This is a genomic window from Streptomyces caniferus (genome assembly GCF_009811555.1).
Taxonomy (GTDB): domain Bacteria; phylum Actinomycetota; class Actinomycetes; order Streptomycetales; family Streptomycetaceae; genus Streptomyces; species Streptomyces caniferus.
Genome location: NZ_BLIN01000005.1, coordinates 3,518,009 through 3,543,772, shown reverse-complemented (window position 1 = coordinate 3,543,772; position 25,764 = coordinate 3,518,009). Strand labels below are relative to the sequence as shown.

The 25,764-nt window shown below is 71.6% G+C and carries 21 protein-coding genes; 7 read left to right on the top strand and 14 right to left on the bottom strand.

The genetic code is table 11. The features are described 5' to 3' along the window. Positions 1-368 precede the first annotated feature (368 nt). Entirely contained in the window at positions 369-1,583 is a 1,215-nt protein-coding gene (locus Scani_RS31955) for a beta-ketoacyl-[acyl-carrier-protein] synthase family protein (protein ID WP_159481227.1), read from the top strand. Between the two features lie 95 nt (positions 1,584-1,678). On the opposite strand, the gene Scani_RS31950 is transcribed toward Scani_RS31955, so the two are convergent. Both Scani_RS31950 and Scani_RS31945 read right to left on the bottom strand, forming a co-directional pair. Further along, positions 1,679-2,848, bottom strand: coding sequence for a glycosyltransferase (locus tag Scani_RS31950; protein ID WP_159481226.1), 1,170 nt, complete (start codon positions 2,846-2,848; stop codon positions 1,679-1,681). Continuing rightward, positions 2,848-5,694 (bottom strand): bifunctional glycosyltransferase/CDP-glycerol:glycerophosphate glycerophosphotransferase, encoded by a 2,847-nt coding sequence (locus Scani_RS31945; protein ID WP_159482494.1) that lies wholly within the window; start codon positions 5,692-5,694, stop codon positions 2,848-2,850. The genes Scani_RS31950 and Scani_RS31945 overlap by 1 nt, the downstream gene beginning before the upstream one ends. A 704-nt stretch (positions 5,695-6,398) precedes the next feature. Here Scani_RS31945 and Scani_RS31940 point away from each other — a divergent pair. Beyond that, the gene (locus Scani_RS31940; RefSeq protein WP_159481225.1) at positions 6,399-7,259 is read left to right on the top strand and encodes a Bax inhibitor-1/YccA family protein; all 861 of its coding nucleotides are present in this window, start codon (positions 6,399-6,401) and stop codon (positions 7,257-7,259) included. Between the two features lie 135 nt (positions 7,260-7,394). Here Scani_RS31940 and Scani_RS31935 read toward each other — a convergent pair whose 3' ends face one another. Next, positions 7,395-7,622: a DUF4287 domain-containing protein gene (locus Scani_RS31935; protein WP_030088455.1), complete on the bottom strand. Its 228-nt coding sequence runs from the start codon at positions 7,620-7,622 to the stop codon at positions 7,395-7,397. Between the two features lie 98 nt (positions 7,623-7,720). On the opposite strand from Scani_RS31935, the gene Scani_RS31930 reads away from it, so the two are divergent. Then, complete coding sequence (locus Scani_RS31930; RefSeq protein WP_159481224.1) at positions 7,721-8,080, top strand: hypothetical protein; 360 nt, start codon at positions 7,721-7,723, stop codon at positions 8,078-8,080. 19 nt (positions 8,081-8,099) lie between these two features. Here the strand turns inward: Scani_RS31930 and Scani_RS31925 are convergent, their stop codons facing one another. The 3 genes from Scani_RS31925 to Scani_RS31915 form a co-directional block, all read right to left on the bottom strand. Continuing rightward, positions 8,100-9,044, bottom strand: coding sequence for a hypothetical protein (locus tag Scani_RS31925; protein ID WP_159481223.1), 945 nt, complete (start codon positions 9,042-9,044; stop codon positions 8,100-8,102). 952 nt (positions 9,045-9,996) lie between these two features. Beyond that, entirely contained in the window at positions 9,997-11,217 is a 1,221-nt protein-coding gene (locus tag Scani_RS31920) for an acetyl-CoA C-acetyltransferase (RefSeq protein ID WP_159481222.1), read from the bottom strand. 201 nt (positions 11,218-11,418) lie between these two features. Then, positions 11,419-12,432 (bottom strand): SGNH/GDSL hydrolase family protein, encoded by a 1,014-nt coding sequence (locus Scani_RS31915; RefSeq protein WP_159481221.1) that lies wholly within the window; start codon positions 12,430-12,432, stop codon positions 11,419-11,421. A gap of 197 nt (positions 12,433-12,629) precedes the next feature. On the opposite strand from Scani_RS31915, the gene Scani_RS31910 reads away from it, so the two are divergent. After that, the gene (locus Scani_RS31910; protein WP_159481220.1) at positions 12,630-14,018 is read left to right on the top strand and encodes a cystathionine beta-synthase; all 1,389 of its coding nucleotides are present in this window, start codon (positions 12,630-12,632) and stop codon (positions 14,016-14,018) included. Between the two features lie 341 nt (positions 14,019-14,359). Here Scani_RS31910 and Scani_RS31905 read toward each other — a convergent pair whose 3' ends face one another. The 4 genes from Scani_RS31905 to Scani_RS31890 all read right to left on the bottom strand — a co-directional run bounded on the left by Scani_RS31905 (position 14,360) and on the right by Scani_RS31890 (position 17,852). Continuing rightward, on the bottom strand, positions 14,360-14,773 hold the full coding sequence (locus tag Scani_RS31905) for a hypothetical protein (protein WP_159481219.1): 414 nt from the start codon (positions 14,771-14,773) through the stop codon (positions 14,360-14,362). A 41-nt stretch (positions 14,774-14,814) separates the two neighbouring features. Next, the gene (locus tag Scani_RS31900) at positions 14,815-16,227 is read right to left on the bottom strand and encodes a purine-cytosine permease family protein (RefSeq protein ID WP_159481218.1); all 1,413 of its coding nucleotides are present in this window, start codon (positions 16,225-16,227) and stop codon (positions 14,815-14,817) included. Between the two features lie 153 nt (positions 16,228-16,380). Then, positions 16,381-16,938 (bottom strand): cysteine dioxygenase, encoded by a 558-nt coding sequence (locus Scani_RS31895; RefSeq protein ID WP_159481217.1) that lies wholly within the window; start codon positions 16,936-16,938, stop codon positions 16,381-16,383. Further along, a complete protein-coding gene (locus Scani_RS31890) occupies positions 16,935-17,852 on the bottom strand; it encodes an amidohydrolase family protein (RefSeq protein ID WP_159481216.1) in 918 nt (305 codons plus the stop codon). The genes Scani_RS31895 and Scani_RS31890 overlap by 4 nt, the downstream gene beginning before the upstream one ends. A gap of 230 nt (positions 17,853-18,082) precedes the next feature. On the opposite strand from Scani_RS31890, the gene Scani_RS31885 reads away from it, so the two are divergent. Together Scani_RS31885 and Scani_RS31880 are read left to right on the top strand one after the other, a co-directional pair. Continuing rightward, the gene (locus Scani_RS31885; protein ID WP_159481215.1) at positions 18,083-19,120 is read left to right on the top strand and encodes a LacI family DNA-binding transcriptional regulator; all 1,038 of its coding nucleotides are present in this window, start codon (positions 18,083-18,085) and stop codon (positions 19,118-19,120) included. A gap of 157 nt (positions 19,121-19,277) precedes the next feature. Then, on the top strand, positions 19,278-20,321 hold the full coding sequence (locus tag Scani_RS31880) for a sigma-70 family RNA polymerase sigma factor (RefSeq protein ID WP_159482493.1): 1,044 nt from the start codon (positions 19,278-19,280) through the stop codon (positions 20,319-20,321). A gap of 42 nt (positions 20,322-20,363) precedes the next feature. On the opposite strand, the gene Scani_RS31875 is transcribed toward Scani_RS31880, so the two are convergent. From Scani_RS31875 to Scani_RS31860, 4 genes are all read right to left on the bottom strand, one after another. Then, positions 20,364-21,290: an ABC transporter substrate-binding protein gene (locus Scani_RS31875; protein ID WP_159481214.1), complete on the bottom strand. Its 927-nt coding sequence runs from the start codon at positions 21,288-21,290 to the stop codon at positions 20,364-20,366. Positions 21,291-21,355: 65 nt separating this feature from the next. Beyond that, positions 21,356-22,027: an ABC transporter permease gene (locus Scani_RS31870; protein ID WP_030088430.1), complete on the bottom strand. Its 672-nt coding sequence runs from the start codon at positions 22,025-22,027 to the stop codon at positions 21,356-21,358. A 7-nt stretch (positions 22,028-22,034) separates the two neighbouring features. After that, positions 22,035-22,709 carry an ABC transporter permease gene (locus tag Scani_RS31865; RefSeq protein WP_159481213.1) on the bottom strand — a complete coding sequence of 225 codons (675 nt, stop codon included), beginning with the start codon at positions 22,707-22,709 and terminating at the stop codon, positions 22,035-22,037. Further along, positions 22,706-23,893 carry an ABC transporter ATP-binding protein gene (locus Scani_RS31860; RefSeq protein WP_159481212.1) on the bottom strand — a complete coding sequence of 396 codons (1,188 nt, stop codon included), beginning with the start codon at positions 23,891-23,893 and terminating at the stop codon, positions 22,706-22,708. Before Scani_RS31860 ends, Scani_RS31865 begins: the two co-directional genes overlap by 4 nt. A gap of 185 nt (positions 23,894-24,078) precedes the next feature. Here Scani_RS31860 and Scani_RS31855 point away from each other — a divergent pair, with 185 nt between their 5' ends. Continuing rightward, complete coding sequence (locus Scani_RS31855) at positions 24,079-25,563, top strand: aromatic amino acid ammonia-lyase (protein WP_159481211.1); 1,485 nt, start codon at positions 24,079-24,081, stop codon at positions 25,561-25,563. The last annotated feature ends 201 nt before the right edge of the window (positions 25,564-25,764 follow it).

The following is a 25,764-nucleotide window of genomic DNA, read 5'->3' as shown; positions in this document are numbered from 1 at the left end:
CGCGCGAAAGGAAAGCGCGGAATCGCCTTGGGGGCGAGGGTGCCGCAGCGGCTGCGCGCGACAGAGCCGGCGCGTACGGATGCCGGCTCTGTCAGGGCAGGAGTCGGGGATCAGGGATCAGGGATCAGGGTCAGGGATCAGGGCTCAAGCGTCAGGGATCGGTGATCGGCTGTCGGGTCGCCGGAACGGCTCGGAGGGTCACGCTTCCGCTCAGCGCGGCGACCCCGCACGCAATTGTGGAGAGGTGACAACTCACCGTCGCCGAACTCGGTCTGCTCCTCGCCTGTTTGCCGAGCTGATTGTTGAGATGATGTCTACGAGATCGTCAAGGGCTTTGTGCAGTTTCTACGAGATCAGAGGAGACGGAGATGACCGAGAACGGTCAGGTGCTGGTGACGGGTGTCGGAGCGATGACTCCGGTCGGCGCCGATGCGTCATCGTCCTGGTCGGGGCTGCTGGCGGGGAAGTCGGGCGTGCGCGCGCTGGAGGAGGAGTGGGCCACCGGCCTCCCGGTGAGCATCGCGGCCGGCCTCACCGAGGACCCCGCGGCCGCGCTGCCCCGTGTGGAAGTCCGGAAGCTGGACCGCGGCGAGCAGCTCGCGCTGCTCGCCTCCAGGGAGGCCTGGGGGGACGCCGGCGCACCCGGGGTCGAGCCCGAACGGCTGGCCGTGGTCATCGGTACCGGTACCGGCGGTGTGCTCACCACGCTCGGCCAGGACGACCTCTTCGAGACGTCCGGGGCGCGCCGGCTCTCGCCGTTCGCGGTCCCGATGCTCATGCCCAACGGACCGGCCGCCTGGGTGAGCATGGACCTCGGCGCCAAGGGCGGGGCCAGGACGCCCGTCAGCGCCTGTGCGTCCGGGGCCGAGGCGCTCGCGCTGGGCCTCGACCTGCTCCGGGCCGGGCGGGTGGACGTGGTGGTCGCGGGTGGCGTCGAGGCCTGTCTGCACCCGTTCACCATCGCCGCCTTCGCCCAGATGAAGGCGCTCTCCACGCGGTCCGAGGACCCGGAGTCGGTCTCCCGCCCGTTCGATGTGGACCGCAGCGGCTTCGTCATGGGCGAGGGCGTGGGAATCATGGTCCTGGAGCGCGCCGAGTTCGCGCGGGCCCGCGGCGCCCGGACGTACGGCACGCTGGGCGGCAGCGCCGTGAGCTCCAGCGCGAACCACATCACGGCCTCCGACGCGGCGGGCCAGGTCCACGCCATCGAAACGGCCCTGCGGGACGCGGAACTGACCCCGCAGGACATCGGCCACGTACACGCCCACGCCACCTCCACCGAGTCCGGCGACCTGGCGGAGGCCGAGGCGATCGGCCGTGCCGTGGGCACCCATGCCTGCGTCACGGCCACGAAGTCCATGACCGGCCACATGCTGGGCGCCTCCGGCGCGGTCGGCGCGCTGGCGGCGCTGCTGGCCCTCAAGGACGGCGTGGCGCCCGCCGTCCGCAACCTCGACACCCTCGACCCGAGGATCGACCTCGACGTGATCCGGGGCGAGAACCGCACCGGCCGGTGGAACGCCTCCCTGGCCAACTCCTTCGGCTTCGGCGGCCACAACGTGAGCCTGGTGTTCACCAAGTGACCACCGCCTGAGGTGCGGGACCGAGTGAGAGGGGCCGCCGGGCATTCCCGGCGGCCCCTCTCACTCGGTACGCGGCCGCCTCAGCGGCCCCCCCCTCAGCGCTCCACGAGGGCGAACAGGCTCTCCCAGCGGCTGACGATCTCCTCGGTGGAGAATCGCTGGATGTTCTCGCGGGCCGTTTCACCCATGGTGTCCCGGAGGGTCTTGTCGGACATCAGGGTGTCGAGGTGCCGGGCGAATTCGGTGACGTTGCCCGGGGGAGCGAGGAGGCCGTCCACGCCGTCCGAGATGATCTCGTGGACGCCGGGCGCCACGTCGAACGCCACGCACGGTACGGCCGTTGCCATGGCCTCCATGGGGGCCAGCGGGAAGCCCTCGCCGCGGGAGCTGAGTGCGAAGACCGCGCCGTCCCGGAGCGCGCCGGGGACATCGTTGGTCCGGCCCATCCACTCGACCGTGGCGGTGATCCCCAGTTCCGCGGCCTGCTTGCGCAGCGCCTCCTCTTCCTCGCCGGAGCCGTAGAGCCGCAGCGTCCAGTCGGGGTGCTGCGGCGCGACCTTCGCCCAGGCGTCCAGCAGCAGGTCCACGCCCTTCTCCTCGTGGAGCCGGCCGATGCTGACCACACACTTGTGGGAGCGGTCCGAGGGGACCTCCGGGAAGAACGGCAGCGGGTTCGGCATGAAGCCGACGTTGTCCATCCGCTGCCGGATCCAGCGGTCGGCGTCCTCCCGGGTGAGCGTCAGCATTCGGTCGACATCTCCGTAAAACCGCTTGACCCGGCCGAAGCGGGACGACTTGCGGCAGGTGTCGAACGATTCATGGCTCATTCCGATCACCGTCAGACCCGCGGTGTCGGCCAGCGCGACCCACTCCATCGCCCACACCTGGGTGACGATCACGACGCCGCCCGGCTTCGCCGCCCGGAACAGCGCGCTCATCTTGGCCGCCTGCTCCTGCATACCGGCCTCGCGGGCGGCGCGGCGGCGCTGCTCGACGAGGTTGAGCCTGCCCTTGAGGCCGCGCGCCGGGCGGACGGTCGGCGGATGCTCGGAGTAGAGCGTGGTCGTCTCGAACGGCAGGACGGCCGCCAGCTCATGGACCCGTCCCTCGGGAGGCGGCACCACGCCCACGATGTGCACCCGGTGGCCGCGCTCACTGAACAGGCGCGCCATCTGGTGCGACCAACTCGTGATGCCGCCCATCTCGTTGACGCTGTTGGAGACGAAGAAGATGTCCCGCGGCTCGGCTGCGTACGACTCGGTCATCAACGGCTCCACTGCGCGAAAAACTGATCGACGATGCTCTGGGCGGCGTTGCCCTGGTCGTATTCTCCGAACTTGGCGACGAATTCCTTGCGGCTCTTCGCGTATTCCGCAGACTGCGACTCGAACGACTTGATCGCCTGGTGGAAATCTTCCTCGGTGCGGACCACCGGGCCCGGCGCATGCTCCAGCAGATCGAAGTAGGTGCCCCGGTCCTCGTGCACATACTCGTCGTAGTCGTAGGTGAAGAACACCAGCGGACGGTCGAGCAGCGCATAGTCGAACATCACCGAGGAATAGTCGGTGATCAGCCCGTCGGCCAGCTCCAGCAGGGGCGTCACGTCGTGGCGCGCCGATACGTCGATGACCCGGCCCTCCACGGTCGGGGGCAGCACCACATGATTGAGGTAGTGCGAGCGCACCAGGAGGACGTAGCGGTCGCCGAAGTGATCGGCGAAGCGCTCCACGTCGAAGGGCAATTCGAAGCGCGCGTGGCGGCCGCCGGTCTTGCGGAAGGTCGGTGCGTAGAGCAGCACCGTCTTGTCGGCGGGAATGCCCAACTGGGCCGCCAGCGGCCCGCGTTCGCGCGCTCCGAGTGCCGCTTCCCGCTGCCGGGTGCGGACCAGTGCGTCATTACGGGGGTACCCCACCCGCAGCAGGGTCTTCTCCTTGAGCCGGAAGGCCCTGGCGAGGGTGTGCACATCGTGCTCGGAGCGGATCAGGAACCGGTCGAAGCGGTCCAGCGAGCGCTGCTGCGCCGCCTGCTGCTGGCGGGTCTGCGCCTTCAGTGCCGGCTGGTCGAAGCCCATGTTCTTCAGCGCCGAGCCGTGCCAGGTCTGGATGTAGGTGGTCTCCGGACGCTTGGTGAGCTTGAGAGGATAGCTCTGGTTGTCCACCCAGAACTCGGCCTGCGCCAGCGCCTTGAGGTAGGGCAGCGACCAGCGCCGTACGAGCGTGACGCCCTTCGGGAAGTTCTTCGGGGACCCGGCGTACGACCAGATCGCCTCGAACTCCAGGCCCTGCCGGCGCATCTCCTCGTAGATCGCGCGCGGGCTGTCGCTGTACTGCTTGCCGAGGTGGCTCTCGAAGACCACCGTGCGCTTCTTGATCGGCAGCCGGCTGAACACCTCGTGGTAGGCGCGGAGCTTGTTGTCGCCGGAGGTGACCTTCTTGCGCAGCTCCTTCGCCTTGCGGTAGCCGGTCTTGGCCAGCGTGCCCGGCCTGCCGCGCACCCCGCGGTTGATCAGCTCCTGGACGCGCTCGGCGTTGCGGTTCTCGCTGACCAGGCGGAACGCGAGATGGCCCTTGGCCGAGACATGCGGTTCGAGGTGGTCGGCGACCATCCGCGACAGCCGCGGCCGCACCGGCAGCCCGCCGGACAGCTCGGTGTCGGCGACGGTGAGCCGGGTCGTGGTGCGCACCCCGTCGACGTCCAGGCGCAGCCGGACGTCCCAGATGGTGTCGACGATGCCCAGCGGGCGCAGCTTCGCGGTGAGGTCGGCGACGGTCTCCCAGTGGATGGCGTCGCCGTCGTGGCGCAGCACCCGCACCGGGAAGTGGAAGGACTGCAGGCTGCGCCGCCGGGCGCTGAACTCCAGCTCGCCCTTGAGCTGCGCGCCGGGCGGGACGACGCCCAGCGGATTGGTGATCCGGCCGGTCAGCGAGACGGACCTGCCGGACTCGTCGAAGCCGGTGAGCTGGTTGCGCAGGAACAGCTGGTTGACCGACTTCTCGTGGTAGCCGAGGTCGGTCACGTCCAGCACGCCGCGCCCGAACGGGTCGTCGGTGTAGCCGTCGCACCAGTAGATCCGCCCGTCGTGCTCGGCGAGCGGCGAGGAGAGCTTGTCGCGGTTGATGAGCGTGTCGACGGCCGGGATCAGGTTGTCCCAGTCACCCTGCTGGAGCAGGTACGCACAGATGGCCTGTATCGGCTGCACACGGTCGTACGCCTCGGGGGCGATGCTCGCGAGGTATTCCCGGGAGAGTTCCGCGAACTCCTGGCGGTAGGAATCGTCCCGGAACGGCAGATCCCGCAGATGCAGCACCAGGTCGTGCTTGAGGAATTTGACGTCCTTGGCGAGCTTCATCTCGGTCAGCCCGCGCGCCGCCAGCAGGGCGTCGATACGCCGGTGGATTTCCAGCCGGTGGGCGAAGTTGCTCATTTCGTGGCGCCGGTTCGTCACCGACTTCACGGCGGCCTGCTCATGGACGTGCCAGAAATAGACCTGATTGGGGATCAGGGTGATGCGCCGGGCCGCGAGATATGCGTCGGCGATAAACATCAGGTCCTCGTAGAACATTCCCTTGGGGAATCGGAGATTGTTCTCGACGAGGAAATCCCGGCGGTAGCACTTGTTGGTGGAAAGGGTGTCCCACACAAACAGGTCCGGCAATTCCGTGACGGACTCCAGCGTACGGGTCGTGGAATACAGCCAGGCGTACCACTCGTCCCGCTTCTGATTGCGGGTGTCCAGGTGCAGCCGGACGCACAGACCGGAAACAATATCCGACCCGGTTTCCTCCGCCGCCTCCAGCATATTTCTGCAGGCGTTGTGTTCCAGGACGTCATCACTGTCCAGGAACATGACGTACCGGCCCTGGGTGTGCTGGATACCGACGTTCCGCGGCTCGCCCCCCGCACCGCTGTTCTCCGGCAGCTGGAAGGCTCTGATCCGCCCGGGATGACCGGCCGCGAGTTGCTGTGCCACTTCGAAAGAACGGTCGGTGCTGCAGTCGTCGACGATCACCACCTCGACGTCCCGGAGCGTTTGGTCCAGTACGGACTGGACCGCGGTCGGCAACCGGTCGGCGTCGTTGTAGACGATGACGACTACTGAGACGTCAGGCACAGGCACCTCAACCCTCTTTCGCTACTGTTTCCCGCCAGAATAGCCCTATCTATCCCCCAGGATTACAACCGATCGCATCCATAGTGCTACGGACCGTGAGTCGAGGGAGCGTCGGGAAGGGCACTCCGGCGTTCGGACCGTGACCATGCGTCAGTCGTGCGATCCATCCGCCGGGGCAGGCTCCGGCCAGCAGGGAAGACGGGCACCCCTGCGAATCGGTTGCTTCCCGCGTTCATGTGACGCCCGTTGCGATCAGACATTTATCGGATTCCGTGCGTAGCGGCAGGGGAAGGCGCCGCGGGGAAGCGGAAGGAAATGACAGTTCGAGCACGGAGGCATCGCGCGACGGCAACGGACGACGGTGGCGGCAAGGCCGCGACCGGAGAGTGGCAGGACAACGACAAGGCGCCGGCAAGAGGGCCGTGAGAGCGCGGCAAGGCAACGGCAAGAACACGGCAAGAGATCGAATACATGGAATGCCGGTGACGGGGTGACGCGAGGGTGTAAGGGCGGGGCGGCCGCCGACCGTGCGCCGGCGGCCGGGCCCCGGTCCGGGCACCTCTCCGCCTCCTCGTACGTCCTCCTCATGGAGGACGTGTCGGCACGAGTTCGGGGAAAGATCCTGCTCAAGAACTAGCGACGTCCCTTTGCCAAGCCATTACGCTTGCCGTCAAGGCCGCGCACGGCGGCCATGGAGGAGTGAGATGAGGAGCAGCAACCCGGTCTTCTCGCGACGGGGGTTCAGCCGCGACACCGGCTACGCGGGCTTCAACGCGCCGCCGCAGGCCGGGGGCGCCGCCAACCCGTACGCCGGAACCAACCCCTACGCGCAGGGGGGCAACCCCTACGCCCAGGACCCGCAGCAGGCCACCCAGGCGCCGCCGCAGTACGCGCCGCAGACCCGCCCGATGACGATGGACGACGTCGTCGCGCGCACGGGCATGACGCTCGGCACGGTCATCGCGGGCGCCACCGTCGGCTGGCTCTTCCTGACCCAGAGCCTCGGCTTCGCCGTCGGCGCCGCTCTGGTCGCGATGGTGCTGGCGCTCGTGCAGTCCTTCAAGCGCAAGCCGTCGCCCGTGCTGATCCTGGCGTACGCGGCCCTGGAGGGAGTCTTCCTCGGCGCGCTCAGCGGCTACATCAACATGCTGCCGAACATGCACGGCGCCCCCATGCAGGCGGTGCTGGGCACGATGGCGGTGTTCGTCGCCATGCTGGTGGCCTACAAGACGCGGATCGTGCGGGTCACCGCCCGCTTCACCCGCTTCGTGATGATCGCGGCCATGGGATTCGTCCTGCTGTCGCTGGTCAACGTCCTGTTCATGGCGTTCGGCGGCGGTGAGGGCCTCGGCTTCCGCAGCGGCGGCCTGGGCATCGTCTTCGGCATCGTGGGCGTGGTCCTCGGTGCGCTGTTCCTGGCCCTGGACTTCAAGCAGGTCGAGGACGGCATCGCCTACGGCGCTCCGCGCGAGGAGTCCTGGCTGGCGGCGTTCGGCCTGACGCTGACGCTGGTGTGGATCTACATGGAGATGCTGCGGCTGATCTCGATCCTCCGGGGCGACTGACCCCGAAACGGCGCGGGCGCGGAAACGCCGTACGCGCCATACGAAGGGCCCGCGGGCAATATGCCCGCGGGCCCTTCGGCATGGTGAAGGAGGAATGTCCCGAGCCGGACCGGGGCCGAGCCCCGTCACCGCGGCTCAGAACTTGCGCGCGGCGCGCCTGAGGTCGTGTTCATGGACGATTGCCTTGGCGTGGCCATAGGCGAGATTGTGCTCGCCACGCAGCCAGCTGACTTTTTCATCGAAACGGAAGAGAGCGGGGCCTTCCTCAACCGTGCGGAGCCAGTCGGAGATTTCCCGGCCGGTGCAGTGCGGGATACGGGAGAGCATGTTCCGGTGGGTCTCTTCGGAGAAGAGCTGAGACATCGGCGCCTCCGGACGCGGTCGATGCTGGTTCTTCAGCCCACCGTGCCTGAGCGTTCGGGCGTTGGCAACCACCCCGGGGTGGCGCATAGGCTCACGGCGTGCTTGACGTGACCCCCTTGCAGACCGCCGTGGACGCCCTCGCCGACCGCCTCCGGGCGCTGCCGCAGAGCAGGCTCCACCACGGTGCCGCGGCCGAAGGACTGGCGCTGGCACGCCAGTTGGCGACCAGGGCACAGCTGATCGAGCGGCCGGGGGAGCCGCCGTACGAACTGCCGGACGCCGGGGTGTTCGCGGCCGGCGACCAGCTGGCGGTGGCCGGCCATGACCTCGTCGAGGCGCTGCGGGCCGCGGCGGTGCGGATGGCCGACGGAACGGGGGATTCTGACGCGAAAGTGGCCCCCGCCGAGGAACTGGCGGAGGCCGTGCGATGCGTACGGGCGGCGGCGGAACGCTGCTGAGGCGAGCCGCCGCGCCGGGTCAGAGCGAGGCGATGACGCGGTCGGCGAGGACGTAGACGCTCTCCTCGCGGTTCTCGCCCCAGGAGAAGGTCAGCGCATACGCGCCGGAGATACCGGAGCCGCCCAGCAGCACGGGGGCGTGCCCCGCGTGCAGTGCACCGGCCACGCGCTCCGCGGTCTCGCGCTGCCCGGGGGTCAGGCAGAGCGTGGTGCCGTCGGTGAAGACATAGACATCCAGGGTGCCCAGGGGGCCGGGGCGTACGTCCGCGAGCGGGGTCGCCTGCCGCGCCAGCTCCTCCAGGCGCGCGACGGTGCGCTCGTGATCACTGATCGCCGGGGACGGGGAGAAGTCGGGGTGCGAGGGGTGGCGCCGGCGCGCGGCGGCCAGCTCGGCGGACTCGGTCTCCTCGACCGGCTCCAACTCCGGCGCGTCCAGGGCGTCCATGGACTCCAGCGCGTCCATCGCCTCCAGGGCGTCCTGGCCCAGCAGCGGTTCGAGCCCGGCCAGGTCCGCCTGGCGGGGCAGGAACGGCTGGGTGTCGAGCCGGTCGGGGTCCTGGCGCTCGGGCAGCTCGCGGGGGTCGAGGAGGCCCTCGTCGCCGAGTCCGACGAGGCCGCCGAGCAGCGATGGCGCGTCGGCGGCGTCCCTGGCCTCCTGTGCGGCCCAGAAGGCGCGGGCCTCGGCCAGTTCGCGCTCGCGCTCCTCGGCCAGGGCGTCGGCGACGGCAGCACGTATGTCCGCGAGCGGGGTCTCGGCGGCCTGGCCGGTGCGGGCGGCCGGGATGGTCGCCGCGGCCGGGTGCGCCGCCGCGGCGCCCGCGACGGTGTCCTGGCGGGCCGCGCCGAGCTCGGCGTGCAGCTCGGCGATCTGGCGGCGCAGGGCGCGGGCGGTGTGCAGGGCGGCGGCGCCCAGCGCCACGGCGACGGCCGCGGCCACTAGCAGGACGAGGGTGGTGACGCTCATGCCGAAACCTCTCTTTGTTCGGTCCCGCATGTGCGAGACGCGCACCATCCGGAGATGTGCCCCCGGCCTTCGGCCAGGGAGACCCCGATGTGGCGCTCGCTCATGCGTCCTCCCCACTTCGCTCGGCGGCCCTCTTCGCACGGGCCGCGCATCGATACGTGGACTCGCCCCGGCCTTCGGTCGGGGCGACCCCCCTTGATGCGCTCGCTCACGGGATCACTCCTGGTAGCGCATCGCTCACCGGCGTACTCCCGTTAGCAGAATGTTCTCCGACTTCCTACATCAGCCTGCCGGTGGTCGGCGACCGCTCCGGGTGCACTATGTCCCGAAAAGGAGGGGAGCCGGGGCTCCATGTGTCCGAGTGTCCCCCTGCTGACCTGCAAGAACGCCTCTCCCCCAGGGCGTTGGTCACAATCCTGGGGGAGATTGGGTCGCGATCTCGTTAACGAGTGGCCCAGGTCACGCCGTGTCGCCGCCCGTATCCGCACAACAGCGAAGGGTGTGCGCCGGGCGGGAGTTGGTCCGTTTTGTCGCGCTCCCTTGCGAGCGGCGCGGAGGGAGGAGTCCGAGCCGACGGTTCCGCTTCGGTGGGGCTGATGGTCACGGTCTGTGCTGGTGGCGCGCTCGGCCCGCGCGTTGGCGGGTCGCGCCGCGCGTGTTCGTGGTCGCGCTGAGCTTCGCCTCCGCTGCGGGCAGGTGCCGGGCGCTCGTTCCTCGCACCCGACCCCTACCCTCCGCTACAGCTCAGCTCAGCCGCGCGTGTTCGTGGTCGCGCTGAGCTTCGCCTCCGCTGCGGGCAGGTGCCGGGCGCTCGTTCCTCGTACCCGACCCCTACCCTCCGCTACAGCTCAGCTCAGCCGCGCGTGTTCGTGGTCGCGCTGAGCTTCGCCTCCGCTGCGGGCAGGTGCCGGGCACTCGTTCCTCGTACCCGACCCCTACCCTCCGCTACAGCTCAGCTCAGCCGCTCGATGACCATCGCCATGCCCTGGCCGCCGCCCACGCACATCGTCTCCAGGCCGAACTGCTTGTCGTGCCACTGGAGGGAGTTGATGAGGGTGGTGGTGATGCGGGCGCCGGTCATGCCGAAGGGGTGGCCGACGGCGATCGCGCCGCCGTTCACGTTCAGGCGGTCCAGGTCGATGCCCAAGTCGCGGTAGGACGGGATGACCTGGGCGGCGAACGCCTCGTTGATCTCGACCAGGTCGATGTCGGAGACCGAGAGGCCGGCCCGCCGCAGCGCCTGCTTGCTGGCCTCGACCGGGCCGTAGCCCATGATCTCGGGGGAGAGGCCCGAGACGCCGGTGGAGACGATCCGGGCCAGCGGCGTCAGGCCGAGCTCGCGCGCCTTGGTGTCGGACATGATGACCAGCGCGGCGGCGCCGTCGTTCAGCGGGCAGCAGTTGCCGGCGGTCACCAGGCCGTCGGGGCGGAAGACCGGCTTGAGGCCGGAGACGCCCTCGACGGTGACGCCGGCGCGGGGGCCGTCGTCCTTGGAGACGACCGTGCCGTCGGGCAGCGTGACCGGGGTGATCTCCCGCTCCCAGAACCCGTCGTTGATCGCCTTCTCGGCGAGGTTCTGGGACCGGACGCCGAACTCGTCCATGTCCTGGCGGGTGACGCCCTTGAGGCGGGCGAGGTTCTCCGCGGTCTGGCCCATCGAGATGTACGCGTCCGGGATCAGGCCGTCCTCGCGCGGGTCGCGCCAGTCGGCGCCCTCCTGCTCGGCGCGTGCCGCGGTACGGGCCTCGGCATCGGCGAAGAGCGGGTTGTGGGTGTCCGGCAGGCCGTCGGAGCTGCCCTTGATGCTGCGCGAGACGGTCTCGACACCGGCCGAGATGAAGACGTCGCCCTCGCCGGCCTTGATGGCGTGCAGCGCCATGCGGGTCGTCTGGAGCGAGGAGGAACAGTAACGGGTGATGGTGCAGCCCGGGAGGTGGTCCATCCCCATCTGGACGGCCACGATGCGGCCGAGGTTGTGGCCCTGCTCGCCACCGGGGAGACCGCAGCCGAGCATCAGGTCGTCGATGTCCTTGGGGTCCAGCTCGGGGACCTTGGCGAGGGCGGTCTCGATGATCTTCGCGGTCAGGTCGTCCGGACGCAGGTCCTTGAGCGAGCCCTTGAAGGCGCGGCCGATCGGGGAGCGGGCGGCTGAGACGATCACGGCTTCGGGCATCACACGGCTCCAAGTGCGCGAGAAAACGGCGGACTGTGAGGGAAGTTACCTGCACGTAGTGCTGAGGTCACGGGGTCCGCGCTGTGATGCGGGCCTCTTTTCTAAGCGCGCGCTTATGGAACGAGGAGGGGCCGCGGGGTATTCCCGCCGACCCCTCCTCGGCGGCCACGCGCCGCCCCGGGCATCCGGGGCGGCAGCCCGTCAGGGGGCGACCGACGAGGGGTCCGTCGGGTCCGCCACCGGCAGCTGACGGCGCCTGCGGTGCTTGAGCAGCGCCCAGGGCGCACGGGAGCCGGTGACCTCCGTGCCGCCCTCGGAGGCCGCCTCGGCGGCCGCCTGCTCGACCGGCAGCAGACCCTCGCCGCGGGAGGGCTCCGGCTGCTCCTTCTCCGGCCACAGGCCGAGCGAGGCGCACAGCGTCGGCAGGACGGCCATCGCGGCGGTGGCGTAGCCCTCGGCCGACGGGTGGTAGTTGTCCGGCCCGAACAGCTCCCGTGGATGCGCCTCGAATTCGGGGCCGAGCAGATCGCCGAGCGAGACCGTACGGCCGCCGCTCTCGACCACCCCGATGGTCTGGGCGGCGGCGAGCTGCCGGGAGAGCCGCCGGGCCACCCAGCGCAGCGGCTGATAGACCGGCTCGATGGTGCCCAGATCGGGGCAGGTGCCGACGACCACCTCACAGCCCGCCGCACGCAGCGCGCGCACCGCCTCGGAGAGATGGCGCACGGACTGCGCGAGCGGCATCCGGTGGGTGACGTCGTTCGCGCCGATCATGATGACGCAGACGTCCGGGGCCTCGGTGCCGTCCGTCAGCATCAGCTCCACCTGGCGCGCCAGGTCGTCCGACTGCGCACCGGGCAGCGCCACGTTGCGGAAGTCGACGGGCAGCTCGGAGAGCGCGGCCAGGCCGGAGGCGAGCAGCGCGCCCGGAGTCTGGCGGGCGCGGTGGACGCCCTGGCCCGCGGCGGTGGAGTCGCCGAGGAAGCCGAGCCGCAGGGGCCGGCGGTCGGTGCGGTGGTCGAAGGCGGCGCCGTAGCGGCCGTCGGCGCACGGCGGGATGTCGCTGGAGCCGCCGACCGTCCGGCGCGCCAGCCGGACCTCGGTCAGCAGCACACCGACGGTGGCCACCCCGAGCAGCCCGATCCCGCCGCCGCCGACGGCGGCGGCGGTCGCGATCCGCCGGGCCACTCTGGCCCTGGACATCGTCATCGGCATGGGCCGGGCACCTCCCCGCGCAGTGCGGGCGCGCCCTGACCCCGGAGGCCGGACGCGCTCATCGATCGGCAAGAACTCCTACAACAGGGTGTTGCCCGTTCCTGCACGGAACGCAACGCATCCCTCCTCTAACGGACCCGGGCAATAGGCTGGCCGCACGGGCGCAGGAGAGCGTGCCCCCGACCGCGGAGACCACCGTGCAGTTTTACGATTCGATGATTGAGCTAGTCGGCAACACCCCGCTCGTGCGGCTCAACAACGTCACTCGAGGGATCCAGGCCACCGTCCTGGCGAAGGTCGAGTACTTCAACCCCGGCGGGTCGGTCAAGGACCGGATCGCCGTGCGGATGATCGAGGCCGCCGAGCAGTCGGGTGAGTTGCAGCCGGGCGGGACCATCGTCGAGCCGACATCCGGCAACACGGGTGTGGGCCTGGCGATCGTCGCCCAGCAAAAGGGTTACAAGTGCATCTTCGTCTGCCCGGACAAGGTGTCCACGGACAAGATCAACGTGCTGCGTGCCTACGGGGCCGAGGTGGTGGTCTGCCCGACCGCCGTCGACCCCGAGCACCCGGACTCGTACTACAACGTCTCGGACCGGCTGGTGCGCGAGACGCCCGGCGCGTGGAAGCCGGACCAGTACAGCAACGCGAACAACCCGCGCTCCCACTACGAGACCACCGGTCCCGAGCTGTGGGAGCAGACCGAGGGGCGGATCACGCACTTCGTGGCGGGCGTCGGCACCGGCGGCACGATCAGCGGCACCGGCCGCTATCTGAAGGACGCCAGTGACGGCCGGGTCAAGGTCATCGGCGCCGACCCGGAGGGCTCCGTCTACAGCGGCGGCTCCGGGCGCCCGTATCTGATCGAGGGCGTCGGCGAGGACTTCTGGCCGACCGCCTACGACCGCACCGTCGCGGACGAGATCGTGGCGGTCTCGGACAAGGACGCCTTCCAGATGACCCGGCGGCTCGCCAAGGAGGAGGGCCTGCTCGTCGGCGGCTCCTGCGGGATGGCCGTGGTGGGTGCGCTGGAGGTCGCCGCGAAGCTCGGCCCGGACGATGTGGTGGTGGTGCTGCTGCCGGACAGCGGCCGCGGCTACCTGTCCAAGATCTTCAACGACGAGTGGATGGCCGACTACGGCTTCCTGGAGGAGGGCGGCACCGCCGCCCGGGTCGGCGAGGTGCTCCAGCACAAGGAGGGCGCACTGCCCTCGCTGGTCCACATGCACCCGGAGGAGACCGTCGGCGAGGCGATCGAGGTGCTGCGCGAGTACGGCGTCTCGCAGATGCCGATCGTCAAGCCGGGCGCGGGCCACCCGGACGTGATGGCCGCCGAGGTCGTCGGCTCGGTCGTCGAGCGCGAGCTGCTGGACGCGCTGTTCACCCAGCGCGCCTCGCTGACCGACCCGCTGGAGAAGCACATGTGCCCGCCGCTGCCGCAGGTCGGCTCCGGCGAGCCGGTCGCCGATCTGATGGCGGTGCTGGAGAGCGCGGACGCGGCGATCGTCCTCGTCGAGGGCAAGCCGAAGGGCGTGGTCAGCCGGCAGGACCTGCTGGCCTACCTGGCGCGCGAGGCCGGGAAGTAGCAGCGGGACCGGCGGCCGGGGCGCGGGGCGGCGACTGCCGCCCGCCCCGGCCGCCGTCCGTTTCCGCCTCCGTCACGGCGTCAAGTGGCCTTAGGGAAACGGGCCGTGGGCGCAAGGTGTACGGAGGCGTCATGTGCTCGCAGCATGGGCTTAACACGCGTCGGGCACAGTGATGGCACGGCGACAAGGACCTCCGGAGCGGCTCCCGGACCCCCGGTCGCCACCGGATGCGACGACCGGCTCCGAACCGGTACGCGTCCCTTGCGGGGACCGCCGTCGTCCCGCCCCCGGCAGCGCCGGGGTGCGGCGGTCCCCGCAACATCCGGCTCCCGCCGGAGTCTTCAGTCCGCGCAGTCGTCGCGGCGGTCCGTACGCGAGCGCAGGAGCTGATGGACACTGCTGCTCTGTACGGCGTTGACGCCGACGATCCCGGCCCAGCAGATCAGCAGCCCCGTCTCCCCGGCATGGGCCGCGGCGATCGCGGACAGCGGCACGGCCAGCACCAGCGAGAGCGCGGCGAACCCGAACCGTTCCCAGAAGTCCCGGCCGCTGCCCGGGGGGCGCGGCGGCCGGGCGCCGCGGGCCACCTGGACCTGCTGCTCGGCGAGTTGCCGCCGCACCCGCTGGTCGACGCTCCGGTCCAGCTTCTCCAGGAAGGACTCCAGGAGCTCCGACTCGTACTCCGGCCCCAGCTCCTTGCGCGTCTGGAGGGTCGCGTCGAGTTCCTTGCGCAGGTCGGGGTCGTGAGTCGCCATGGCGTCGAGAATACGGACGCCGGGCGGCCGGCGCGGTAGGGCTAGCCCCCCAATCCGGCGGCCTGCGGGTCCTCCCGGGGTGCTGCCGGGGGTGCCGTGCGCGCGGTGTCGCGGCGGGCGACGAGCCAGTACAGGACGGCCGGTACGGCGAGTCCCACGAGCCAGGAGACATCGGCGCCGCCGAGCGGGGCGACCAGGGGGCCGGTGTAGAAGTGCGTGGCCAGGAACGGGAGCTGGGCGAGCACCCCGAGGACGTAGACCGACAGTGCCCGGACGTTCCAGGCGCCGTAGCGGCCGGTGGGGTCGCTGAGCGCCGGGATGTCGTAGCGCTCCTTGGAGATCAGGTAGTAGTCGACGAGGTTGATCGCCGACCAGGGCGTGAAGAAGGTCAGCAGGAAGAGCAGGAAGTCCTTGAAGGACGTCAGGAACGAGTCCTTGCCCAGGAGGGCGACGGCGGTGCCGGCCACCATGATCCCTGCGATGTAGGCGGAGCGGCCGCGCGGGGTGAGGGTGCGCTGCCCGCGGAAGCCGCTGACGCTGGTGACCAGCGACATGAACCCGCCGTAGGTGTTGAGGATGTTGATGGTCAGCTTGCCGAGGGCGATGACGAAGTAGAGGACCGAGGCGATCAGGCCCGCGCCGCCCAGCCCGACGATGTAGCCGACCTCGTGCCCCACGAACGCCCCGGGCGCCGCGGCGGCGGCCAGCGCGCCGAACGTCATCGACCACTGCGAGCCGAGCACCGAGCCGGAGAGCGTCCACCAGAACGTGGCGCGTGCCGAGGTGTGCCGCGGCAGGTAGCGCGAGTAGTCCGCGACGTACGGGCCGAACGCCAGCTGCCAGGAGGCCGAGAGCGAGACGGCGAGCAGGAAGACCGGCAGTCCGAAGCGGTGGTCGGCGAGGAGCGTGCCGAGGTCGGTGCGCTGCAGCAGCCGGATGCCGAGGTAGACGAACGTCAGCGCGCAGACCAGGCCGGCGACCTTGCCGAGGGTGTGGATCAGGCGGTAGCCGACGGCCGCGGCGACGGCGGTGACCGCGGCGAAGAGGACGATCCCCGGTGTCTCGCCGAGATGGGTCAGCTCGCCGACCGCCTGCCCGGCCAGCACGCTGCCGCTGGCGAAGAACCCGATGTACATCACGATGACCAGGGCCAGCGGGACCACCGCGCCGCGCACCCCGAACTGGGCCCGCGAGGTGATCATCTGCGGCAGGCCCAGCCGCGGCCCCTGGGCGGAGTGCAGCGCCATCACCGCACCGCCCAGGAGGTTGCCGAGCAGCAGCCCGATCAGCGACCAGAAGGCGTTCGCCCCGAAGACGACGGCCAGCGCGCCGGTGATGACGGCGGTGATCTGGAGGTTGGCGCCCAGCCAGAGCGTGAACTGGCTGACCGCGCTGCCGTGCCGTTCGTCGTCGGGGACGACGTCGATGGAGCGCTGTTCGACCACACCTGCCATGAGTCCGCCTCGCATTGCTGCCTGTATGGATTCATGCAGGATCGATGGCGATGAATGGAAGGTCAATAGGTGGGGGGTGATTCGTGGTGACGGACCTGGTGCGGCCCGGCGGCCCGACCGCCGGGGGGCGGGCCGCCGGGCCGCACCGGCCGGTCAGGCCGCGGTCGCCCCGTCGGTCGGCCGCAGCTCGTCCGCGTACGAGACCGAGACCCGGCGCATCAGCCCGTCCTCGGTGATGTCGTACTGGCCCAGCCGCCACAACGGCGGCGAGTAGGCGTGCACGGAGACCGCATCGTCACTCGCGCCGGTCAGCCGGTGGATGTGATCCGGGCCGAAGCAGAAGGAGGAGCCCGCGCCGACCGCGGTGGCCAGGTGCTCGCCGCCGATCCGGGGGTTGGACTCGGTCAGCGTGCCCTGGACCACGTGGACCGCCCCGGAGGACAGGTCGTGGTCGTGCCAGCCGGTGTCGTTCTGCCGGGTCCAGCACAGCAGCCAGACATCGACGAACTCATCGCGGTGCAGGGAGGCGTAGTGGCGCTCGGTGTCCGAGAACGCGACCTGTTCGCGCCACAGGTCCGGACGGGAGGCGAGCTGCTCGACCAGGGCCTGCAGCTCGCGCCTGTCGAGGTTGCGCTCGGGCAGTGCGGTGAACGGCTCGTCGCCGTCGGGGACCTCGCGGGCGGTGGCGGCCAGGGAGGTGCGGTACGTCATGGGCGGGCTCCTTTCGTCGGGCCCAGCAGGCGGGCCGGGTTGGCGGTGCGCAGGGCGTGGACGGCGGCGTCCGCGCCGAGGTCGGGGAGGACGGGTTCGGCATAGGGGCGGTCGCTGCCGCTGACGACGACGTCGATGCCCGCGGCCCGGACGAGCGCGTCGACCGCACGGGTCCCGTACGAGGACGTCTCGTAGAACGCCTTGCAGTCCACCCGGCCGCGCTCCCGGCCGCCGCCGCGGGCGACCAGCCGCTCGCCGTGCAGCGGCGCCAGGCCCGCCAGGGCCGCGAAGCAGACCCGCAGATCCGGGTGGCGCGGCCGGCCGAAGGCGCGGAAGGCGAACCAGGAGGCGTGCAGCTGCTGGAGGTACGGGACCAGGGCCGGCCACCAGGCGGGCGCGTCCCGGCCGGCGGACGGGGCCGGGCCGGGGTGGATGAACAGCGGGGCGTCCTGTTCGGCGGCGGCGTCCAGCAGCGGTGCGCAGCGGGCCCACCCGGCGGCGTCGAGCAGGGCGGTGGCGGGCAGTTGGAGCCCCACGCAGCCGCGGCCCAGCTCGCGGCGCAGCGCCTCGGTGTCCGGCTCGGGTGCGGACAGGCAGGCGGAGGCCCAGACGCCGAAGGGGGCGGGCAGATCCAGGGCGCCGTCGTGGAACGCGGCGAGCAGCGGTGCGGCCTCGGCGGGCGGCAGGTATTCGATGCCGAGCGGGCTGGAGAGCGACACCAGGGCCAGGTCGAGGCCGTCGGCGCGGGCGAGCCGGGCGCGGGCCGCGATGTCGTGGTCGGCGGGGTCGACGGCGTACGGGGGTTCGCCCGGCAGGTGCAGCGTCCAGCCGTCCAGCCGCGGCGGCACACTGCGGGAGCGCAGCAGCGCGATGAACTCGGGCGGCCAGATGTGCTGGTGGACGTCGGTGGGCACGGGCCTCCCTCGGAGTGCGGGGCGGTCGTAGGGTGCGCGGCGCACGCGGTGCGACGCGCCTTGGACCGTTTCACTTAACCGCTTAACTGATGCGTTTAAGTGAAACGGTTAACAGGTGGCGCTGTCAAGGCCGCGCCGGGGCCGCCGGGCCGTTGCCGCCGCCGGGCGGGTGGCCGGGGAACGCCGCATCGTGACCGGGTGCCGGGCCCTCCTTGGGTAGGCTTCCGGACATGGCCAGGCCCAATAAGCGCACCACTCTCCGCGAGGTGGCCGAGGCCACCGGCCTCTCCACCGCGGCCGTCTCCTACGCGTTGCGCGGGAAGCACGTCTCGAAGGAAACCGAGGAGCGGGTGCGCAAGGCCGCCGCCGAGCTCGGCTACGAGGCCGACCCCATCGCCCGCGCCCTCGCCAGCGGCCGTACGAGCACGGTCGGTGTGCTCGCCGGTGATCTGCAGGACCTGTGGCAGCAGCAGCTGATGGCGGCGATAGGGCGTGAGCTGCTGGCCGGCGACCGCTATGCGCTGATCCTCGACGCGGGCGGCGACCCCGAACGGGAGCTGGCCCTCGCCAAGCAGCTGCGCGACCAGCGGGTGGACGGCCTGCTGGTGTCCCCCGTCGACCCGTCCGCCGAGGGCTGGTCGAAGATCGCCGACGCGGTGCCGGTGGTGTCCATCGGCGACGCCCTGAGCCGGGCCCGTACGGCGGGCGAGGTGCTCTTCGACAACCGGGCCGGCATCGACGCCGTCCTGGACTACCTCCGGGGCCTGGGCCACCGCCGGGTCACCGTACTGACCCCCACCGGCCCCTCCACCCCCGACCGCCCCGCCGACGTCTATGTGCGCGAGGCCGCCGACCGGCTCGGCATCGAGGCCGTGGTCCTGCCCTGCCCGCAGGAGCTGGGCGAGGCGACCGCGATGGCCCGCCGGGTCCTGACCAACAGTCCGGACGGCCGCCGGCCTGCCGGTCCCGCCCCGGCCACCGCCGTCTTCTGCTTCTCCGACTCCATCGCCTACGGCGTCTACGCAGCCGCCGCCGAGGCCTCCCTCACCGTCGGCCGCGACCTCTCCGTCGTCGGCTTCGACGACCACCCCGTCTCCCGGGTCCTCACCCCGCCCCTGACCACCGTCGACTGGGGCCTGAGCGATATCGCCAAGGAGGCCGCCCGCCTCGCGGTCGCCGCCATCGAGGGCCGCCGGGTCCGCCGCAAGCGCATCCTGTGCGCCCCCCGCCTCTCGGAGCGGGGGTCGGCGGCGGCGCCGCGGGGGTAGGGGGCGAGCACCGAAGGGCCGTCCTGCGCGCCGCCGTTCGCGCGCCCGGTCTCCGGCTGCGGGGCTCCGGGCCGAGGAGCAGACTGGTGCCGGATGCTCCGGTAGCGTCGGGCGCGTGTGCCGGTGGTCGGCCGACGGGCGGATGGGCGGGTCCTCGATGAAACAGTCCTCGACGAGCGGAACCACGGGGGTCGCCGGAGCCGTGGCGGCGGACGGCGGCGGTGGGCGCGCGCCCGAGGCGGAACCGGTGGAGCGGCTGGAGGCGTACCGCACCGAGCTGACCGGCTACTGCTACCGGATGCTGGGCTCCGCGTTCGAGGCCGAGGACGCGGTCCAGGAGACGATGGTGCGGGCGTGGCGGAGCTACGACCGGTTCGAGGGGCGGTCCTCCCTGCGGTCCTGGCTGTACCGGATCGCCACCCATGTGTGCCTGGACCTGCTCAAGGGCAGTCAGCGCCGGGCCCGGCCGATGGATCTCGCCTCCCCGTCGAGCGTGGAGACCCCCATCGGGACGGGGCTGCCCGAGGCGACCTGGATCGGGCCCGTACCGGACCAGCGGGTGCTGGCGTCGGCGGGGGACCCGGCGGAGACCGCCGTCGCCCGGGAGTCGGTCCGGCTCGCGTTCATCTCCGCGCTGCAGCGGCTGGCGCCCCGGCAGCGGGCGGTGCTGATCCTGCGCGAGGTGCTCAGCTGGTCGGCGAGGGAGGTCGCCGAGCTGCTGGACAGCTCGGTCGCCTCGGTCAACAGCGCACTGCAGCGGGCCCGCGCGACCCTCGCCGCGTCCGGTGACACCGTCGCCGACGCCCCGCAACAGCCGCTGGACGACGCACAGCAGGCGCTGCTGCGGCGCTATGTCGACGCCTTCGAACGGTTCGACATGGACGCGCTCACGACCCTGCTGCACGAGGACTGCACCCTGTCCATGCCGCCGTACGAGCTGTGGCTGCGCGGCCGCGAGGACCTCGTGAAATGGCTGCTGGGGCCGGGCGGCGGCTGCGAGGGGTCGCATCTGCTGCCGGTCACGGCGAACGGCCGCCCGGCGTTCGGGCAGTACCGCGCGGACGGCACACCCTGGGCGATCCAGGTCATCGAGACCGCGGCCGACGGCCGGATCACCGCGCTGCAGTGCTTCCTGGACACCGAGCGGCTGTTCCCGCTGTTCGGGCTGCCGCCGCGCCACGGCGGCCCGGCCGCGGAGTAGGGGCGCAGCCCCGGGGGAAGCGGGGCCGGCCGGACCGCGGCGTCAGCCCACCTTGTGCTTCTTCAGCCAGGCGTCGGCCACCCGGTCCGGGTCCTGCTTCTCCTTGTCGACGAGGCGGTTGAGCTCGGTGAGGTGGGCGGTGGTGAGGGTGTTGCCCAGACGGGCCAGCGCCTTGCGGACCTTGGAGTCGGCCTTGCGGGCGGCGATCAGCGGGACGATGTGCTGGGCGGGGATGAGGTGCTTGGGGTCCTCGAGCAGGACCCAGCCGTTCTCCGCGGTGTCGACGTCGGTGGTGAAGACATTGGCGATGTCGATGTCGCCCTTCTTCAGCGCGCCCTTGACCAGCGGCCCGGAGGAGTCCAGCGCCTTGAACTCCTTGAACTCCACGCCGTAGGCGTCCTTGAGGCCGACGACCCCGACGACCCGCTTCTTCATCTCGGCGGCCGCGCCGAACACCAGCTTGCCGTTGACCTTGCGCAGGTCGGCCAGGGTCTTCAGCCCGTAGCGGTCGGCGGTCGCGCGGGTCACGGCAAAACTGTCGCGGTCCTCGGCGGCCGCGTAGGGCAGGACTTCGAGGCCGTCGGGGAGCACGGTGGCCAGCGCGTTCTGCATCGCGCCCGCCTCGGTCTCGGTGGCCTTCTTGTCGAGGTAGAGCAGCAGGCTGCCCTGGTACTCGGGGAGCAGGTCGATATCGCCGGAGCGCAGCGCGGGCACCACGATCTCGCGGGAGCCGAGGTTGGGCTTGACGGTGGTCTCGACCCCGGCGGCCTTCAGCACGCCCGCGTAGAGGTAGCCGAGGATCTGGTTCTCGGTGAAGTTGGCGGTGCCGATGACCAGTCCGCCGCCGCTGCTGCCGCTGTCACCGCCCGCGCCGTCCCCCTTGAGGGAGGTGATGCCGGAGGAACAGGAGGCCAGCAGCGGGGCCGAGGCGCCGGCGAGGAGAGTGGTCAGGACGGTACGACGGTTCATGGGCGGGCTCCTCGGTGCGTACGTAGGGGGCGGGGCGGCAGGTGCTCGGCGGTGGCCGGGCGGCCTCAGCGGGCGGTGGCCGGGCGGCCGCGGAACAGCAGCCGCGTCAGGCCGCCCAGGGCCAGGTCGGCGGCGACGGCGAGCACCGCGACCAGGGCCGCACCGCCGAGGACCTGCACCAGGTCGCGCTGCGCCAGCCCGTCGAAGACATAGCGGCCCAGCCCGCCGAAGCTGACGTAGGCGGCGATGGTGGCGGTGGCGACGACCTGCACGGTCGCCAGCCGCACGCCGGTCATGATCAGCGGGAGCGCGAGCGGGAGTTCGACCTGCCACAGGACCTGGCGGCCGCGCAGCCCCACGCCCTTGGCGGCGTCCTTGACCTCGGGGTCGACGGCGGCCATCCCCGCGTACGTATTGGTGATGATCACGGGCACCGCGAGCGCGACCAGCGACACGTACACCGGCCACACGCTCAGCCCGCCCGCCAGGAACACCAGGGTGACCAGGCCGACGGTGGGCAGCGCCCGGCCGAACGAGGAGAGGTTGACGGCGAGGAAGGCACCGCGGCCGGTGTGCCCGATGAGCAGGCCGATGGGCAGCGCGATCACGGCCGCGGCGAGGGTGGCGAGCACCGAGTACTCCAGGTGCTCCAGGACGCGGGCGGCGATGCCCTCGGGGCCCGACCACTGGGCAGGACTGGTCAGCCAGGAGAGGAGGTTCTTCAGCAGTTCGAGCATCGGCGCGTCACGCTGCCTTCCGCCACAGAGAGGTGCGCTGCCGGGAGGTGCCGCGCCGCCACGGGGTGCACAGCCACTGGACGGTCACCAGCAGCGCGTCGGCGACCAGGGCGAGCAGCAGGGTCAGGACCACCCCGGCGATGACCGGGGTGGGGAAGTTGCGCTGGAAGCCGTCGGTGAAGAGCTGTCCGAGGCCGCCGTAACCGATGTAACTCGCCACGCTGACCAGGGAGATGGACATGACGGTGGCCACCCGTACGCCCGCCATGATCACCGGGAGGGCGAGCGGCAGCTCGACGGTGAGCAGCGTGCGCAGCGGCTTGGTCCCCATCGCCGTCGACGCCTCCCGGGCCTTGACCGGGACCGCGTCCAGGCCCTCGACGGTGTTCCGTACCAGCACCACCAGGGTGTACGCGGTCAGTCCGACGATCGCGGTGGTGCGGGTGAGGCCGGTGACCGGCAGGAGGAGGACGAAGAAGGCGAGCGAGGGGATGGTGTAGAGGATGTTGGACGCGCCGAGGATGAAGCCGCGCAGCGGCCGGACCCGGTGCGCGAGGACCGCCAGCGGCAGGGCGATCAGCAGGCCGAGGAGTACGGCGGGCACGGCGGTGGCGAGATGGTCCGCGGTCAGGCGGGCCATGTCGTCGGCGTGATCGGGGAACCAGCCCCACTCGATGGTCATGCGGGGCGCTCCGCGGCGGAGGCGGTCTTGAGGGGCGCGTCGTCGGGGCCGGGCGTCGCGGGGGCGGGGTGCCCGGCGGACGCCGCCCGCCCCGCCTCCGCGTGGCTGCGGCCCGCCCGGTCGTGGACGGCGTCGCGGGAGGTGAGGCCGGTCAGTACGCCGTCCTCGGTGACCCGGGCGACGGCGGCGGCGGGGGAGGAGACCGCCTCGTTGAGCGCCGAGAGGAGCGAATCGGTGTCGCGCAGCGGCCGTACGGCCTCCAGCGGGGCCTCGCCGGCCGTGCCGCCGGCGGGCAGTGCGTCGGTGTCCAGCCAGCCCAGCGGTTCCCCGCGCGGCGAGGTCACCACGCGCCAGCGGCCACCGTCGCGGGATATCCCGCCGACCGGCTCGTCCGCGCGTATCGCCCCGCCGGGGGTGTACGGCACGTCGGCGAGGGTGGTGAGCGAGAGCAGCTTCAGCCCGCGTTCGGCGCCCAGGAAGTCGGCGACGAAATCATCGGCCGGGCGGGCCAGCAGCTCGGCGGGCTCGGCGCACTGCACGAGCCGGCCGCCGGTGCGGAAGACCGCGATCCGGTCGCCCAGCCGGACCGCCTCGTCGATGTCGTGGGTCACGAAGACGACGGTCTTGCGCAGCTCCTCCTGGAGCCGCAGCAGCTCGTTCTGCAGCTGGGTACGGACGACCGGGTCGACGGCGCCGAACGGCTCGTCCATCAGCAGCACGGGCGGGTCGGCGGCGAGCGCACGGGCGACGCCGACGCGCTGCTGCTGCCCGCCGGAGAGCTGGTGCGGATAGCGCTTCCCGGCGTCACCGGGCAGCCCGACCAGCTCCAGCAGCTCGGCGGCGCGGGCGCGGGCCTTGCGCCTGCCCCAGCCCAGCAGCAGCGGGACCGTCGCGATGTTGTCCAGGATCGTACGGTGAGGGAAGAGACCGGACTGCTGGATGACGTAGCCGATGCCACGACGCAGCTCGGCGGCGTCCGCCTCCAGGATGTCGCGGCCGCCGACGCTGATCGTCCCGGAGGTCGGGTCGACCATGCGGTTGACCATCCGCAGAGTGGTGGTCTTGCCGCAGCCCGACGAGCCGACGAGGACGGTGACGCCGCCCTCGGGGAGGTCGAGGGACAGCTCGTCCACGGCGGTGGTGCCGTTCGGGTATCGCTTGCTGACTGCGTCGAACTTGATCATCCGCTGCCCCTTGCCCGGCCTGCATAGTGTCATGCAGAGTCTTAGGCACGTGAATAGAAGTCAATAGGCGGAAGTGAATCGCCTGCTACCTCGCCTGTTACTTCGGCTCACCGTACGGAGAGAGGTGTCGGACTTCCGTCCACAAAGCGCGTTATAAGAGGGAGTTGAGCCCCTTGGTTTCTCACATGCTGGACACTGGGCCCCGTATCGGCCGGCGCATCACGCTCGACGGCACCGGCCTGCACAGCGCCGATGTCGCCGCCCTCGCGGAGCGCACCGCGCACCCGACGGCGCCCGACCCCAAGGCCTTCGCCCGCGCCGAGGAATCCTGGGAGACCGCACGCCGCCTGGCCGCCACCGGCCGGGTCTACGGGCGCAGCACGGGCGTCGGCGCCAACCGCACGGAGGACGTCGCGGCCGCGGACGCCGACCACGGCCTGCGACTGCTGCGCAGTCACGCCGGTGCGATCGGCGACCCGCTGCCCGGCCGCGAGGTCCGCGCCATGCTCGCGGTCCGCGCCAACCAGCTGCTCGCGGGCGGCGCGGGCCTGAACCCCGCCGTCATCACCTCCCTGCTCACCGCCCTGGACGCCGGCGCGCACCCCGTCGTCAACGAGCACGGCGCCGTCGGCACCGGCGACCTGGCCGCGCTCGCCCAGACCGGACTCGCGCTGGCCGGCGAACACCCCTGGCACTGTGCGTCCGGCGGCCGGGCCCCCGCCCCGATCGCCCTCGACAGCAACGACGCCCTCGCCCTGATCAGCAGCAACGCCCTCACCCTCGGGCAGTCCGCGCTCGCCCTCGACGAACTGCGCCGCCTGCTGGCCGCCGCCCTCCCCATCGCCGCACTCTCCCTGCTCGCGGTCGGCGGCTCGTACGAGCCCTTCGCCGAGCAGGTCATGCTCGCCCGCCCGCACCCCGGCTCCGCGGCCGCCGCCACCCGGCTGCGCTCCCTCTCCGGCGTCCCGCCCCGCCCGGCCCAGCCCCTCGGCCGCATCCAGGACCCCTACGGCTTCCGCTGCATCCCGCAGATCCACGGCCCGGCACTGGACGCCGCCGACACCCTGGACGGGGTCCTGACGGTCGAGGTGAACGCGGCCGCCGAGAACCCCCTGATCAGCATCGAGGACCAGGCCGCCTACCACCACGGCAACTTCTACGCCGCCCATGCCGCGCTCGCCCTGGACGCCTTCCGGCTGGCCGTGCTGCAGACCGCGCAGCTGTCCACCGCCCGGCTCGCCGCGCTCTCCGAGCCCGACTTCACCCGGCTGCGGCCGTTCCTGGGCGACCCGGCGCCCGCCAGCTCGGGCGTGATGATCCTCGAATACGCGGCGGGCGCGGCGCTCGGCGAGATGCGCGCGGTCTCCCAGCCGGCCTCGCTCGGCCACACCGTGCTCTCCCGGGGCGTCGAGGAACAGGCCAGCTTCGCCTCCCTCGGCGCCCGCCAGACGCTGCGCGCCTGCACCTACTACCGCCAGGTACTCGCCTGCGAACTGGTCGCCGCCGTACGGGCCCTGCGGATGCGCTCCCTGGAACCCGACCCGGACATTCCGCTCGCCGCGGTCTACGCCCACGCCGCCGACGCCCTCGACCCGCGGATGGAGGACCGCCCGCTGACCGACGACGTGGCGGTGGCGGCGGGGCTGCTGGACGGGCTGGGGAAGTGGTGAGGGGCGGGGGCCTGCTGTACGGGACGGGCGGGATCCGGCCGTACGGGACGGTCGGGGGCCGGCGTACGGGGCGGGTGGGGTGTGGGGTTCTGGGGGCTCGGTACGGCGTGGTGTTCCGGGGTGGGCGGCAAGGCCTGGCGTTCTCGGTGGCCCGGCGGGGCATGGCGTTCCGGGGGTTCGGCACGGTGTGGCGTTCTCGGG

Coding starts and splice junctions, on each gene's coding strand:
- Scani_RS31955 (WP_159481227.1), top strand. CDS start 369: ATGACCGAGAACGGTCAGGTGCTGGTGACGGGTGTCGGAGCGATGACT.
- Scani_RS31950 (WP_159481226.1), bottom strand. CDS start 2,848: ATGACCGAGTCGTACGCAGCCGAGCCGCGGGACATCTTCTTCGTCTCC.
- Scani_RS31940 (WP_159481225.1), top strand. CDS start 6,399: ATGAGGAGCAGCAACCCGGTCTTCTCGCGACGGGGGTTCAGCCGCGAC.
- Scani_RS31935 (WP_030088455.1), bottom strand. CDS start 7,622: ATGTCTCAGCTCTTCTCCGAAGAGACCCACCGGAACATGCTCTCCCGT.
- Scani_RS31925 (WP_159481223.1), bottom strand. CDS start 9,044: ATGAGCGTCACCACCCTCGTCCTGCTAGTGGCCGCGGCCGTCGCCGTG.
- Scani_RS31920 (WP_159481222.1), bottom strand. CDS start 11,217: ATGCCCGAAGCCGTGATCGTCTCAGCCGCCCGCTCCCCGATCGGCCGC.
- Scani_RS31915 (WP_159481221.1), bottom strand. CDS start 12,432: ATGCCGATGACGATGTCCAGGGCCAGAGTGGCCCGGCGGATCGCGACC.
- Scani_RS31905 (WP_159481219.1), bottom strand. CDS start 14,773: ATGGCGACTCACGACCCCGACCTGCGCAAGGAACTCGACGCGACCCTC.
- Scani_RS31900 (WP_159481218.1), bottom strand. CDS start 16,227: ATGGCAGGTGTGGTCGAACAGCGCTCCATCGACGTCGTCCCCGACGAC.
- Scani_RS31895 (WP_159481217.1), bottom strand. CDS start 16,938: ATGACGTACCGCACCTCCCTGGCCGCCACCGCCCGCGAGGTCCCCGAC.
- Scani_RS31885 (WP_159481215.1), top strand. CDS start 18,083: ATGGCCAGGCCCAATAAGCGCACCACTCTCCGCGAGGTGGCCGAGGCC.
- Scani_RS31880 (WP_159482493.1), top strand. CDS start 19,278: ATGAAACAGTCCTCGACGAGCGGAACCACGGGGGTCGCCGGAGCCGTG.
- Scani_RS31875 (WP_159481214.1), bottom strand. CDS start 21,290: ATGAACCGTCGTACCGTCCTGACCACTCTCCTCGCCGGCGCCTCGGCC.
- Scani_RS31870 (WP_030088430.1), bottom strand. CDS start 22,027: ATGCTCGAACTGCTGAAGAACCTCCTCTCCTGGCTGACCAGTCCTGCC.
- Scani_RS31865 (WP_159481213.1), bottom strand. CDS start 22,709: ATGACCATCGAGTGGGGCTGGTTCCCCGATCACGCCGACGACATGGCC.
- Scani_RS31860 (WP_159481212.1), bottom strand. CDS start 23,893: ATGATCAAGTTCGACGCAGTCAGCAAGCGATACCCGAACGGCACCACC.
- Scani_RS31855 (WP_159481211.1), top strand. CDS start 24,079: ATGCTGGACACTGGGCCCCGTATCGGCCGGCGCATCACGCTCGACGGC.